Origin of the sequence: Rhodanobacter denitrificans, assembly GCF_003335105.1 — a bacterium.
GTDB lineage: Bacteria > Pseudomonadota > Gammaproteobacteria > Xanthomonadales > Rhodanobacteraceae > Rhodanobacter > Rhodanobacter denitrificans_A.
The window spans coordinates 189526-202587 of the sequence record NZ_QFWQ01000006.1 but is presented as its reverse complement, the minus strand read 5'-3'; the positions used below and the strand labels follow the sequence as shown (position 1 = coordinate 202587).

The 13062-nt window shown below is 70.0% G+C and carries 14 protein-coding genes; 9 read left to right on the top strand and 5 right to left on the bottom strand.

Annotated elements, in window-relative coordinates; genetic code table 11:
- The first annotated feature begins 15 nt into the window (after nt 1–15).
- Both DEO45_RS10465 and DEO45_RS10460 read left to right on the top strand, forming a co-directional pair.
- Nucleotides 16–699, top strand: coding sequence for an HAD family hydrolase (locus DEO45_RS10465; RefSeq protein WP_114343270.1), 684 nt, complete (start codon nt 16–18; stop codon nt 697–699).
- A 104-nt stretch (nt 700–803) separates the two neighbouring features.
- Nucleotides 804–1121: a hypothetical protein gene (locus DEO45_RS10460; RefSeq protein ID WP_114343268.1), complete on the top strand. Its 318-nt coding sequence runs from the start codon at nt 804–806 to the stop codon at nt 1119–1121.
- 9 nt (nt 1122–1130) lie between these two features.
- On the opposite strand, the gene DEO45_RS10455 is transcribed toward DEO45_RS10460, so the two are convergent.
- The 3 genes from DEO45_RS10455 to secB form a co-directional block, all read right to left on the bottom strand.
- Nucleotides 1131–4148 carry a DEAD/DEAH box helicase gene (locus DEO45_RS10455; RefSeq protein WP_114343829.1) on the bottom strand — a complete coding sequence of 1006 codons (3018 nt, stop codon included), beginning with the start codon at nt 4146–4148 and terminating at the stop codon, nt 1131–1133.
- A 101-nt stretch (nt 4149–4249) separates the two neighbouring features.
- Nucleotides 4250–5275, bottom strand: a complete 1026-nt coding sequence (locus tag DEO45_RS10450) for an NAD(P)H-dependent glycerol-3-phosphate dehydrogenase (RefSeq protein ID WP_114343265.1) — start codon at nt 5273–5275, stop codon at nt 4250–4252.
- Between the two features lie 9 nt (nt 5276–5284).
- Nucleotides 5285–5788 carry a protein-export chaperone SecB gene (gene secB, locus DEO45_RS10445; protein WP_114343263.1) on the bottom strand — a complete coding sequence of 168 codons (504 nt, stop codon included), beginning with the start codon at nt 5786–5788 and terminating at the stop codon, nt 5285–5287.
- A 295-nt stretch (nt 5789–6083) separates the two neighbouring features.
- On the opposite strand from secB, the gene rpmB reads away from it, so the two are divergent.
- From rpmB to DEO45_RS10425, 4 genes are all read left to right on the top strand, one after another.
- Nucleotides 6084–6320 carry a 50S ribosomal protein L28 gene (gene rpmB, locus DEO45_RS10440; protein ID WP_007513766.1) on the top strand — a complete coding sequence of 79 codons (237 nt, stop codon included), beginning with the start codon at nt 6084–6086 and terminating at the stop codon, nt 6318–6320.
- A 10-nt stretch (nt 6321–6330) separates the two neighbouring features.
- Nucleotides 6331–6498: a 50S ribosomal protein L33 gene (gene rpmG, locus DEO45_RS10435; RefSeq protein ID WP_007513765.1), complete on the top strand. Its 168-nt coding sequence runs from the start codon at nt 6331–6333 to the stop codon at nt 6496–6498.
- A 179-nt stretch (nt 6499–6677) separates the two neighbouring features.
- Nucleotides 6678–7220: a DUF4166 domain-containing protein gene (locus tag DEO45_RS10430; RefSeq protein ID WP_114343261.1), complete on the top strand. Its 543-nt coding sequence runs from the start codon at nt 6678–6680 to the stop codon at nt 7218–7220.
- Complete coding sequence (locus DEO45_RS10425; protein ID WP_114343259.1) at nt 7217–7633, top strand: thiol-disulfide oxidoreductase DCC family protein; 417 nt, start codon at nt 7217–7219, stop codon at nt 7631–7633. Before DEO45_RS10430 ends, DEO45_RS10425 begins: the two co-directional genes overlap by 4 nt.
- Here the strand turns inward: DEO45_RS10425 and DEO45_RS10420 are convergent.
- Both DEO45_RS10420 and DEO45_RS10415 read right to left on the bottom strand, forming a co-directional pair.
- Entirely contained in the window at nt 7623–8735 is a 1113-nt protein-coding gene (locus DEO45_RS10420) for a saccharopine dehydrogenase family protein (RefSeq protein WP_114343257.1), read from the bottom strand. The two genes, DEO45_RS10425 and DEO45_RS10420, sit on opposite strands and share 11 nt — an antisense overlap.
- A gap of 74 nt (nt 8736–8809) precedes the next feature.
- Nucleotides 8810–10003 (bottom strand): DesA family fatty acid desaturase, encoded by a 1194-nt coding sequence (locus tag DEO45_RS10415; RefSeq protein WP_114343255.1) that lies wholly within the window; start codon nt 10001–10003, stop codon nt 8810–8812.
- Nucleotides 10004–10175: 172 nt separating this feature from the next.
- Between DEO45_RS10415 and DEO45_RS10410 the strand changes: the two genes are divergently transcribed.
- The 3 genes from DEO45_RS10410 to DEO45_RS10400 are packed head-to-tail and all read left to right on the top strand — an operon-like array spanning nt 10176 to nt 13062.
- The gene (locus DEO45_RS10410) at nt 10176–10940 is read left to right on the top strand and encodes an ABC transporter ATP-binding protein (RefSeq protein WP_114343253.1); all 765 of its coding nucleotides are present in this window, start codon (nt 10176–10178) and stop codon (nt 10938–10940) included.
- Entirely contained in the window at nt 10937–11707 is a 771-nt protein-coding gene (locus DEO45_RS10405) for an ABC transporter permease (protein ID WP_114343250.1), read from the top strand. Before DEO45_RS10410 ends, DEO45_RS10405 begins: the two co-directional genes overlap by 4 nt.
- On the top strand, nt 11707–13062 hold the full coding sequence (locus tag DEO45_RS10400; protein WP_114343248.1) for a GldG family protein: 1356 nt from the start codon (nt 11707–11709) through the stop codon (nt 13060–13062). The genes DEO45_RS10405 and DEO45_RS10400 overlap by 1 nt, the downstream gene beginning before the upstream one ends.

The window sequence follows — 13062 nt, the reverse complement described above, 5'->3', positions numbered from 1 at the left end:
ACCGGGAAAGTCGCCATGCCCCGCCACGACACCGCCTTCCTGTTCGACCTCGACGGCACCCTGATCGACAGCGTCTACCAGCACGTGCTGGCGTGGAAGGAGGCGCTGGATCGCGAAGGCGTGGAATTGTCGGTGTGGCGGATCCACCGCAAGATCGGCATGAGCGGCGGGCTGTTCGCGAACATCCTGCTTCGTGAGACCGGGCTGGAAATCACCGAGGAGCGCCTCGACCGCCTGCGCCGCTGGCACGCCGATGCGTTCAACCGCCAGCATGCCCAGGGCTCGGTGCGGCCGCTGCCGGGAGCGCGCGAACTGCTGGATTACCTCACCGCGCAGGGCATCCCGTGGGCGATCGCCACCAGCGGGCGGATGGAAACCGCAGCGCCCAACCTGGCGGCGCTCGGCGTCGACCCGGCGCAGGTGCCGGTGGTGACGCGCGACCAGGTGCGCCACGCCAAGCCCGATCCGGACCTGTTCCTCGCCGCCGCCGCGCGGCTGGGCGTGGACATCCGGCAATCGCTGGTGATCGGCGACAGCGTGTGGGACATGCTCGCCGCGCAGCGCGCCCGCGCGCTCGGCGTCGGCCTGCTCGCAGGTGGCTACGGCCTGGCCGAACTGCAGCAGTCCGGCGCGTTCCGCGTATACGACGACCCGGCCGACCTGCTGCGCCACCTCGACGAAGTGGCCGCGCGCGATTGAGCCTTCGATGGCCGCTGAACCGCGCTCACGGGCATCATGAAAATTTAATCTCCCGTGCCCGGCCTGGCGCTAGGCTTCTTCACAAACCGCTTACGGAGCCGCCCATGCGCCGCCTCGCCGTCAGCCTGCCGCTCGCCCTGCTGCTCGCCGCATGCTCGCCCTCGCCGGCGCCGCCGCAAGCCGGTGCCGGCCAGAACGCGCCCGCGGACGCCGCCCTCGGCTCGCCCGAATGGTATGTCTGGGTCGACCACTCGTTGCACATCGGCGACAACGGCCACGGCCCCGAACACGGCTCGCCAGCGTGGAACCAGGCGGTGCAGAACAAGCTGGGCCAGGAAGCGCCGCCATCGAAACCCGGCTCGCCGCAGTGGCAGCAGTCGGTCGATGCGCTGCTGCGCACGCGGCTGCCGCCGTCGTCCTGACCGGGCGGCTCAGCCCGGCGCCAGCAGCGTCTCCAGATCGCTTTCGTCGAAGCGCAGCCTCTCGCGGGTGCCGCCGCCCTCAAGCACCGCGGCCGCCAGTTCGGCCTTGCGCTCCTTCAGCTGCTCGATGCGTTCCTCCACCGTGCCCGAGGTGATCAGGCGGAACACGAACACCGGTTTGTCCTGGCCGATGCGATGCGCGCGGTCGCTGGCCTGCGCCTCGGCGGCGGGGTTCCACCATGGGTCGTAGTGAATCACGGTGTCGGCGGCGGTGAGGTTCAGGCCCACGCCGCCGGCCTTCAGCGACAGCAGGAACAGCGGCACCTCGCCGTTCTGGAAACGCTGCACCGGCTCGGCGCGGTCGCGGGTGTCGCCGGTCAGGGTGACGTAGCGGATGCGCCGCCGGTCGAGCTCGGCGGCGATCAGTTTCAGCATGCCGGTGAACTGCGAGAACAGCAGCACCTTGCGACCCTCGTCGAGCAGCGCCGGCAGCATGTCCATCAGCAATTCGAACTTGGCCGACTCATGCACGCCGCGCGCCGCTTCGAGCTTGACCAGCCGCGGGTCGCAACAGACCTGGCGCAGCTTCAGCAGGGCGTCCAGCACCACGATGCCGGAGTGCGCGATGCCGCGCTGCGCGATCACCTCGCGCAACTCCTCCGCCAGCGACAGGCGCAGGCCCTCGTAGAGGTCGCGCTGGCGGCCTTCCAGCACCACGCGGCGGGTGATCTCGGTCTTCGGCGGCAGCTCCTTCGCCACCTGCGCCTTGGTCCGGCGCAGGATGAACGGCGCGATGCGCAGGTTCAGCCGCTGCTGGCATTCCTCGTCGTGCTGCTTCTCGATCGGCACGCGGTAGAAACGGCGGAACGCACCCTCGTCGCCGAGCAGGCCGGGCACGGCCAGGTCGACCTGCGACCACAGCTCGCCGAGATGATTCTCCAGCGGCGTGCCGGTGAGGCAGACGTAGCGCGGCGTGCGCAGACTGAGCAGGGCGCGGCGCGCCTGCGTGCGCGGGTTCTTCACCTGCTGCGCCTCGTCCAGCACGATCAGCGCGAAGGGTTGTTTTCTCAGGGCGACCACATCGCGCGGCAGCAGCGCATAGCTGGTCAGCACGATGTCCTGCGCGCCAAGCTGGACGAATTCCTCGGCGCGCTGCGGCCCGTGCAGTGTCAGTACCTGCAGCATCGGTGCGAAGCGCGCGATCTCCGACTGCCAGTTCGGGATCAGGCTGGTCGGCACCACCACCAACGCTGGCTGGCTCAACGTGCCGGCCTGCTTCAGTGCCAGCAGGTGGGTGATCAGCTGCAGCGTCTTGCCCAGGCCCATGTCATCGGCGAGCACGCCGCCGACGCCGGCTTCGGCCAGCGCGTTCAGCCAGCGCAGGCCTTCGCGCTGGTAGGGCCGCAGTTCCACGGTGAGCCCGTCGGGCACCGCGTCGCTGGCTCGCGCGGCGGCATCGCGCAGGCGCGCGGCGAAACCGAGCAGCGGCTCGGCCGCCTCCAGCGTGCCGTCGCCCGGCATCGCCGCGGCCAGCTCCTCCAGCCGGCCGGCCTGCACCCGCGGCAGGTGCAGCTTCTTGCGCGGCTTCTCCAGGTACTCGGCCAGCGGCGCCAGCAGTCCGCGCAATTCCTTCAGGCGCACCGGCACGCGCCGGCGCGCGTCGACCGGCGCGTACCACACCGCGTCTTCCGGCTCGTTCGGCGCCGGGCTGAGGTTCAACTGATGCTCGGCCAGCGCCTGCGCCACCGCGGGCAGCAGGTTGTGCCGCTGGCCATCCAGCTCGATGCCGATTTCCAGGTCGAACGCGTGGTCGTCGGCGTCCTCCACCGCCTGGCCGTACCAGTGCACCGGCCCTTCCAGCACCTCGAACGGAAAGCTAGGCGCATACTCGACCTGGAAGTTCTCCGCTTCGAGCTTGGGCCGCAAGGCCAGCCAGCGCGCCGGCGTGTTGACCTCCAGCGCGCCGGCGTAGCCGGTGCCGGGAAACAGCCAGGCGTCGTCGGGCAGGGTCTCGGCCACGTCCCACGGCAGGCCCTCAGTATCCACGCCGGGAGTGAGCCCGGCGCGTTCGAGCCGTTCCATCGCGCTGAGTTCCTCCGCGCGGCGGCGGGTGATCTCGACCAACTGGTCGTTGCGCACGCGCCGCACCAGCGGCTCGCCGCCCCGGCCGGGCAGGCGCTCGCCGGCATAGTCGAAGGCCAGCCGCGCGTAGCCCAGCGGCGGCGTGCCGGCAGCGAGCCGGGCATGCCGGGTCAACGCGTGCAGGATCAGCACCGGCTTCGGCGCCAGCGTCGAGCGGCGCACCTCGCCGAACACCAGCGGCGGCGGCACCCGCGTGGCCAGCCGGCTGCCGGCCAGGCGGCTGCGCAGGCGGCGGCCGTGCTCGTGCTTCAGCGGCGGCAGTTCCAGCCAGTGCGCTTCCTCGGCCGCGGCGTCGAAATGGCCCACGGTGGCGCGCTCGACATCGAGGTACCACAGCCCGTCGATGCGCAGCAGGCGCTGGCTGTGCGGCAGCACCGGCAGCAGGCGCTGGCTGCCGTCCGGCTCCAGCTGCCAGTGCCAGTTGAGCGGGTGCGACCTGCCGCGCGAGAGGCGCAGGCCGGCCAGGCCGCCGAGGAAGCACGGTGCGGTGTCGAGGATCTCGGCCAGCAGGGTGTCGCCGACATGGCCGCCGAGGCGCGCGTAGCTGCGGCCCTTGCGCACGTTCTGCGGCAAACCAAGCATGGTCGCGGCCAGGCGCTGCTCGTGCGGCTGCAGCGGCGACTGCGCCAGGTGCCGGCTGTCCAGCGGCACCGGTCGCGCGTAGCGGCCGTGCTCGACCACCGCCAGCAGCACCGGCGCCACGTCCAGCCGGGCAAACGGGGCGCCATCTTCCGGCATCACCTCCAGGAAGAAACCGAGCACGCCATGGTCGTCGGTCACCGCCGGCTTCGGCGCGGCCAGCAGCCGTCGCCAAGCCTGCGGCAGGGCCTCGTCGTCGCCGGAAGGCGCGACGACGGCGTGCTGTTTCTCGTCCGGTTGCTGCATGCGCATGCGGTCCGTGGCGACGACCAAAACATTGAGCTTAGCAGTGCGGCGGCGGGATGCGACCCTCGCCAGCGCGACAAATCGCGCCTGTGCGGGCGGGCTCAACCGGTGCCGAACAGCCCGTACGGATATTCCGGCTTCTGCTCGCGCGCCATCAGCGCCTTGAGTCCGTCGGCCGGGGTGACCTCGCCGTGCAGCACGGCACGCACGCCAGCGCTGATCGGCAGGTCCAGGCCGTGCTTGTCGGCCAGCCGCGCCACCTCGTCGGCGGTGAGGATGCTTTCCACCACCTGGCCGATCCGGCGCACCGCCTCGTCGATCGCCACGCCCTGCCCCAGCGCCAGGCCGAGCCGGCGGTTGCGCGAGAGGTCGCCGGTGCAGGTCAGCACCAGGTCGCCGAGGCCGGACAGGCCGATCAGCGTCTCCGGCCGCGCCCCCAGCGCCACGCCGAGGCGCAGCATCTCGTTCATGCCGCGGGTGATCAGGCCGGCGCGGGCGTTCAAACCCAGCTGCATGCCGTCGGCGATGCCGGTGGCGACCGCCAGCACGTTCTTCATCGCGCCGCCGAGTTCGGCGCCGAGCACGTCGCCGCCGGAGTACGCACGCAGGTTCGGAGCGTGCAGCAGGGTGGCCAGTTGCTGCGCGAATGCCGCATCGTCCGAATGCACGGTGACCGCGCTGGGCAGGCCGGCAGCCACTTCCTTCGCGAACGACGGCCCGGTGACCACTGCCGCGGCGCGACCGGGCAGCCGCGCGGCCACCAGTTCGTGCAGGAAGCGGCCAGTGCCCGGCTCAAAGCCCTTGGTCGCCCAGGCGATCGCGGTGCCCGCGTCGAGCAGCGGGGCCAGCTCGACCAGCATCGCGGCGAACGCATGGCTGGGCACCACGATCAGCACGATCCCGGCGCCGCGCACGGCGGCAGCCAGGTCGCCCTCGTAGGTCAGCTCCGCGGGCAGCTCGATGTCGGGCAGGTAGCGCTGGTTGCGGCGGCTCGCCGCCATCGCCGCCAACGCCGCGCGGTCGCGCCCCCACAATGTGGTGGGCACGCCGTTGCGCGCAGTCAGCGCCGCCAGCGCGGTGCCCCAGGAGCCGGCCCCGAGGATGGTCAGCTTCGGGTTTTCAGCCATGCACGCGGCTCAGCTGTTGAGCATGGCCGGGGCGTCGTCGCCGCCCATCGCGCGGCGCTGCTGCTCGGCGAACAGCGCGTCGAAGTTGATCGGCTGCAGCAGGAACGGCGGGAAGCCGCCTTCCAGCACCAGCGAGGAAATCACCTGGCGGGCATACGGGAACAGCAGGTTCGGGCAGTAGCTGCCGATGATCCCGGCATGATCCATCTCGCTGAAACCGGCGATGCCGAACAGGCCGGCCTGCTCCACCTCGGCCAGGTAGGCGGTGCGCTGACCGACGGTGCAGGTCAGGGTGAGGCTGAGCACCACCTCGTACAGGTCGTTGCCCAGGTCGGTGGCTTTCTGGCCCAGGTTCAACTGCACCTGCGGCTGCTCCTTCTCGTCGAGCTCCTGGAAGATCTGCGGCGCGTTCGGCGCCTCGAAGGACACGTCCTTCACGTAGATCTTCTGCATCACCAGCTGCGGCTGACTGGCCTGGCCGTTGGCCTGGTCGTTGGTGATCTCTTGTGCCATCGGGGATTCCTCGGGTTTCGGTGTCGTGTATAAAAGAGGTCGATTGTTCCATACAACACCACCGCACGCACGCCGGGAGCCGCCCGGCCGGCTCCGGCGGATTGCGCACGGCCTTGTTTTTCTGCGAGAATACGCGGCTCGCCTCTGTCGACCCGGTACTTCCGGGCGGTCCGCCACGCGGTACGGACCTCACGATCATGCGTTTGCGACAACTCCAGCATCGCGTGGCGCATGGCGCCGCTGGGCCGATCTCACCCTGGCCAACGGGTGTCCATCAGGAATTACGGAGGTCGTCATGGCCCGTGTATGTCAAGTCACCGGTAAGGGTGTGCAGAGCGGCAACAACGTCTCGCACGCCAACAACCGTACCCGTCGCCGCTGGTTGCCGAACCTGCATGAGCGTCGCTTCTGGGTGCCCAGCGAGAACCGCTGGATCAAGCTGCGCGTTTCCAACAACGCCCTGCGCACGATCGACAAGAATGGCATCGAGGCCGTGATTGCCGAGATGCGCGCCCGCGGCGAAAAGGTCTGAGGATTGAGCCATGGCTAACAAATCGCAAGACAAGATCCGCATGATCTCCTCGGCCGGCACCGGCCACTTCTACACCACGCAGAAGAACAAGAAGAACACGCCGGAAAAGTTCGAGTTCAAGAAGTACGATCCGGTCGTGCGCAAGCACGTGATCTACAAGGAAGGCAAGATCAAGTGACGTTCTGACCCGCTCGCGCTCCGCGCGAGCGGGTCAGAACGTCATCCCTGCGCAGGCAGGGATCGCTTTTGCTTCCGCATCTGCAACAGCGACAGCGATGCCTCGAAGGAAACCCGCCCATCTGGCGGGTTTTCTTTTTCCTGCTTGCCGGAACGGTGACCGCCCCGCATCATCGGCGGATGAGCATCGCCCTGTTCCCCGACCTGCTCGGCGACGAAACCTGGCGCTCGCTGCCGGCCGCCGTGCGGGCGATGCACGGAGCCGTGCCGACGCTGCATGCGCACGGTCTGGCGGACGTCGCCGGCGCCGACCACTTTCCGGCGCGCTGCCTGCGCCGCCTGCTCGGCCTGCCCGCACCGGGCCCGCAGCAGGCATTGGCGCTGACCATCGAGCGCCGCGGCACGCGCGAGACATGGACCCGCCGCTTCGCGCACCGGCGCATGCAATCGGTACTCGATCGCCGCGGCGGATCGCCGCTGCTGTACGAACGATTGGGGCCTGCCATGCTGGGTTTCGCACTGCATCGCGACGGCGACGCCATCGACTGGCAGCTACGCAGCCTGCACGTGCTCGGCCTGCCGCTGCCGCGTGCGCTGCACGGCAAGGTGCTGTCGCGCAGCGCCATCCGCGACGGCCGCTACCACTTCAGCGTCGACGTGTGGCTGCCATGGCTGGGCCGGTTGATCGCCTACGACGGGTGGCTGGAACCGGTGCCCGAATGAACACTGACCCCGCGCCGCCAGTGATCGTGTTCGACGGCGTCTGCCTGTTGTGCAGCCGCTGGGTGCGTTTCCTGCTGAAACACGATCGCGCAGCGCGCTACCACTTCGCCTCGATGCAATCCGACAGCGGCCGCACCCTGCTGCTCGCACACGGACTGGACCCGGAGTCGCCGCTGTCCTTCCTGCTGGTGGAAGGCGGCCGCGGTTACACCGACAGCGACGCGATCGTCCGGGTGCTGCATGGCCTGGGCGCGCGCCGCTGGCGCTGGCTGGGCCGTGCGATAAGGCTGGCGCCGCGCTGGCTGCGCGACCCGATGTACCGCTTCGTCGCCCGCCATCGCTACCGCATCTTCGGGCAAAGCCGCGCCTGTTTCCTGCCCACCCCGGGGCAGCGCGCACGCTTCATGCCGTGAGCGTGTCCAGTTGCGTCCCGACCGCGAAACCGTCGAGCGCGGCCAGTGCCTCGTCCAGCGTGAACAGACCCATGCACGGCATGGCGCCCCGCGCAGACAATTCGCCATCGGCAAGCTTGCGCGCCAGCACCACCGCCGGCGTGGCGGGGATCTGCGGACCATCGCCTTGCGCCGCGCTCAGCGACCAGCGCAATCGCAACAGTCCGCCCTGCAAATCGCGTCCGGCCAGCTCCACCACCATGCCGCCCACGTCGCTGCCGGCAGCGAGGAACCACTCGCTGATCCGGCGCAGGCGCGGCGCATGCCGGGCCAGGTCGCGCAGCAGCCCCAGCCGCACCAGCCACGCCGCAGCGAGCGTGCCGAAGTGCAGGCGCTTCAGTTCCAGCCCGGCGCGGAACGCCACCGTGCGCACGCCGGGATAGCGCGCGGGGAACAGCTCCAGATCCGGCACGTCGCACAGGCCGACCCAGCGCCGGCCGAACGGAAACGCCTGCCGGCGCGTCGACATCCAGCCGCGACCCTGCTGCCAGCGGCCATCGCGCCACACGCGCAGCGGCCGGCCGCAGTAGCCGAGGATCGCCGCCACCGTGGCGTCGCCGCGCGGCGTGCGGTTGCCGGGGCTGATCGCGTGCTCGATGATGTCCAGCGCGGCGAAGCGCGTAAGCAGCCCGTCCACCACCGCGCTGCTGAGTGCAGGCACGGTGGACGCGCCGCTGACCAGCAGGCGGCCCGCGGCTTTCGCGCGTGCATCAAGATGCCGCATGCCGGCCACGAAATCGCGGCCGTCGGCGAGGTCGACATAGTGGCTGCCGCAAGCCAGGCAGGCCTCGGCCACCCGATAGTCCTGTGCCTGGAACGGGCCGGCGGCGTGGATCACCAGCTGCGGCTGCAGCTCCGCCAGCGCGCCGCCGAGGCGATCCGCCGTCACGTCCAGCGTGGCCAGTTGCACGGCCGGACCGCCCAGATCTTCGCGCAGTGCCAGCAAGCCAGCCTGCCGGCGACCGGCGAGAATGAGCTGGAAGCGGGGGTCGCCGGCCAGCCGCGCCGCAATCCGCGAACCGAACACGCCTGCGGCACCGATCAGCACCACGCGCAAGGCCATCCCCTTCCCCCGAAGCCTTCAGAAAAACAAAACCCGCCGAAGGGCGGGTTTTGCCGGAAGCTGTGTCGCGACGATCAAGCTGTCGTGACGCTGTAACCCTTCAGCCGCTGCGCGAACTCCTGCAGGGCGCGGATGCCGCTTTCCTCGGCTTCGTGGATCCACTGCTGCAGGCCCTTCAGTGCCTGCTCGGCACCGCGCTGCTCCATCAAAGCCGCCAGACGGGTACGGAAGTCGCACACGGTCTTCAGCGTCGGGCGCCGCGCAAGCACGGCCTGCATGCGGTCGCGGCCTTCGTTGTCCAGCCAGCGGCCGCCGTCGGCCAATGCCAGGCGCACGCGGCGCGGCATCGATTTGATGCTCTCGCCGGCGTGCTGCGCCTCGTCACCGATGGTCGGCAGGATCACGCCGCGGTAGTAGTCGGTCATCGCCTGGAAGCGATGGGTCAGCACGGCCTTGAGCGTATCGGCATCCGGCAGGCGCACGTTCGGGCGCACGTCCAGCGACGGTGCCACGCGCAGCACCTTGGCCAGGCCGACCGCACGCAAGCCGCAGATCGCCGCCCAGCCGATGTCGAACTCCCACTTGCGCAGGGCGAACTTGGCCGAGCTCGGGAAGGCGTGATGATTGTTGTGCAGCTCTTCACCGCCGATCCAGAAGCCCCACGGGATCAGGTTGCGCGCGGTGTCGGCGCTCTCGAAATTGCGGTAGCCGGCCCAGTGTCCGATGCCGTTGACGAAGCCGGCGGCCCAGAACGGGATCCATACCATCTGCACCGCCCACAGCGCGGCGCCGATCACGCCGAACAGGGCGAGGTCGATCAGCAGCATCAGGGTCGGCCCCCAATACGGGTGCGCGCCGTAGACGTTGTGCTCGACCCAGTCGTCCGGGGTGCCGCGACCGTACTGCTCCATGTCCTGCTTCGACTCGCAGGCATCGCGGTACAGCGAGACGCCATCCCAGAACACCTTCTTGATGCCGTAGATCATCGGGCTGTGCGGGTCTTCCGTGGTCTCGACCTTGGCGTGGTGCTTGCGATGCACCGCCACCCACTCGCGGGTGACCATGCCGGTGGTCAGCCAGCCCCAGAAGCGGAAGAAGTGCGCCAGCGCAGGGTGAAAGTCCACGCCGCGATGGGTCTGGCTGCGATGCAGGTACAGCGTCACCGTGAAGATGGTGAGCTGGGTCACGACCAGCATGTAGACCAGCATCTGGCCCCAGCTTGCGCCGGTGAGACCGTCGTTCAGGAAATTGAGTACAGCGTCGAGCATGGAAGGCACCGGGTGAGGGATGGCGCAGTGTAGATCGGGGGTTTCCATACCCGCCAGCACGGCGAACCACAAATGGTAGCAGCTGGTCAAGAGCAGGTCGCTAAGGCGACGTTATCCACGCCCGCGACCTGCGCCTGTTGTCTAACGATGGGGGCGCCGTGACAATCAAGCAATGACCCCGCGCATTTCCGACCCACCCCGAAACGTCCTGCGCCTGCAACGGCTCAGCCGCCGCCGTGCCGCCCGCGCCGCCGTGCAGGATCTCAGCCTGGAGCTGCAAGCCGGCCAGGTGATGGGACTGCTCGGCGTGAACGGCGCCGGCAAATCCACCACCCTCTCGATGATCGCCGGTGCGCTCAAGCCCGACAGCGGCGACATCGAGCTGAACGGCGAGGATTTCCTGGAGCACCCGGAACGGGCCCGCACGCAGATCGGCTGGCTGCCGGAACGCGCACCGGTGTGGGCCGAACTCAGCGTCGAGGAGCATCTCGACGCGCACGGCCGCCTGCGCGGATTGAACGGCGCCACGCTGCGCCAGGCGCGTACCGCCATCATCGAGCGGCTGGAACTGCAACCGCTGGCCCGGCGCCTGGCCGGCGTGCTGTCGCAGGGCCAGCGCCAGCGCCTCGGCCTGGCCTGCGCGCTGCTGCACCGCCCCGCCTTGCTGGTACTCGACGAGCCGGCCAATGCGCTCGATCCGGTGCAGGTCGCCGCGCTGCGCACGCTGATCCGCGAGCAGGCCGCGGCCGGCACCGCGGTGATCCTGTCCACCCACCTGCTGGCCGAAGTCACCGCGGTGTGCGATCGCGTGGCGATCCTGCACGAAGGCACGCTGCGTCACGATGGCCCGGTGCGCCCCGACGACCACGCCGCACTGGAGAAGACCTTCTTCGGCATCGCGATGAACGGCGGCACCGAACCGGCGCGCGCCGCATGAGCCACGCTTTCGCGAACACCGTCGCCGTGACGCGACTGGAATGGCGCCGGCTGCTGGTGCGCCCGCTGGCCTGGGTGCTGGCGGCGCTGACCCTGGCCTGGCTGGCGTGGAACTTCACCCTGCTGCTGGGCGGCTTCCTGGCCGGGCAGATCCAGCGTGCCGCACTGCCGGACGGCCCCGGCTTCACCGACCTCGTCGGCGTGCCGCTGCTGGCCCAGCTGGCCCAGCTGGCGTTCCTGGTGGTGCCGCTGCTCACCATGTCAACGCTCGCCGGCGAGCGTCGCAACGGTACCCTCCCGCTGTTGTTCGCCGCGGGCGTGCCGGCCTGGCGCATCGTGCTGGGCAAGTACCTGGCGGTGCTGGGCTGGCTGCTGCTCTGGCTGGTGCTGACCCTGGCGATGCCGCTGACGCTGATGCACGCCACCCACTTCGACTGGGGCAAGCTGGCCGCCGCTACGCTGGGCCTGGCGCTGATGCTGGCGGCGCTGGGCGCGGTCGGCGTGGCCTGTTCGAGTTTCGCCTCGCATCCGGCGCTGGCCGCCGCCGCCGCGCTGGTGATCGCGCTGGCGCTGTGGAGCGTGAACCTGGGCGCGCAGATGGCCGGCGTCAACGGCGGCGCGATCAACTGGCTGGCGATGAGCACGCACCTGCAGCCGCTGCTGCGCGGCTTGGTGTCAAGCACCGATATCGTCTGGTTCGCGCTGCTGATCGTGCTGGCGCTGGCGCTGGCCACGCGCCGGCTCGACGCCGACCGGGAGCGCAGCTGATGCGAAATCTATTCAGACGTCTGGACGGCTGGCTGTTCGCGCTGCTGCTGGTGCTGGCGACCGCGGCGATCGGCTACCTCAGCACGCGCTACGCGCACCAGGCCGACTGGACCGCGAACGGCCGCACCAGCCTGTCGGCGGAAAGCCGCGCGGTGCTGGCTCGCTTCGACGGCCCGGTGGAAATCGTCAGCTACGCCAACCCGCAGGGCAACCTGCGGCAGACCGTGGCCGGCTTCCTGCAGCGCTACCAGGCGGTGAAGAGCGACCTCACGCTGCGCTTCGTCGATCCGCAGCTGGACCCGGCGAAGATGCGCGAGCTGGGCATCACCGTCGACGGCGCATTGATCCTGCACTACAGGGATCGCGAGCAGCGTCTGGACGAGCTGTCCGAGCGCAGCCTCACCAATGCGCTGGAACGGCTGCTGCGCGGCAGCGACCGCATCGTCGCCTTCGTCACCGGCGACGGCGAACGGCGCGCCGACGGCCAGGCCAACGCTGACCTCGGCACCTTCATCACGCAGCTGGAGGCGCGCGGCATGCGCGCGGTGCCGCTGAACTTCGCCCAAGTCGGCGCGGTGCCCGAACACACCGACCTGGTGGTGCTGGCCAGCCCGACCCTTGCGCTGCCGCCGGGCGCGGTGCAGGCGCTGGTCGCCTACGTGCAGAACGGCGGCAACCTGCTGTGGCTGAGCGAGCCGTCGAATGACGACCTCGGCCTCGATCCGCTGGCCGCCGCGCTCGGCGTGCGCGTGCTGCCGGGCGTGCTGGTCGATGGTTCCGGCGCCGCGCTGGGCCTGCACGACCCTCGCCTGATCGCGCTGGGCAGCTACCCGCCGCAAGCGATCACCCGCGGCTTCACCTTGACCACGCTGTTCCCGCAGGCCTCGGCGCTGGCCCAGCTGGCGCAGGGCGACTGGGCGGCCAAGCCGTTCCTGCGCTCCGGCGCGCAGAGCTGGACCGAGTTCCAGCCGATCGACAACAGCAAGCCCTCGGACATCCGCTACGACGCCGACGCCGGCGAACTGAAGGGCCCGCTGGACTTCGGCTTCGCGCTGAGCCGCTTGTCGCCCAGCCCGGACAAGAGCGAGCAGCGCGCGGTGGTGATCGGCGACGGCGACTTCCTCTCCAACACCTTCCTCGGCAACGGCGGCAACCGCGCGCTGGGCGAGCGCGTGTTCGACTGGCTGCTCGGCGACGACAAGCTCGTCCAGCTGCCGCCGCGCGGCGCGCCGGACCGGCTGCTGGAGATCTCGCAGGCTGGCTTGAATGCGCTGAGCCTCGGCTTCCTGGTCGTGCTGCCGCTGTTGCTGCTGCTGAGCGGCGGCCTGATCGCTTGGCGCCGGCGGCGGCGCTGA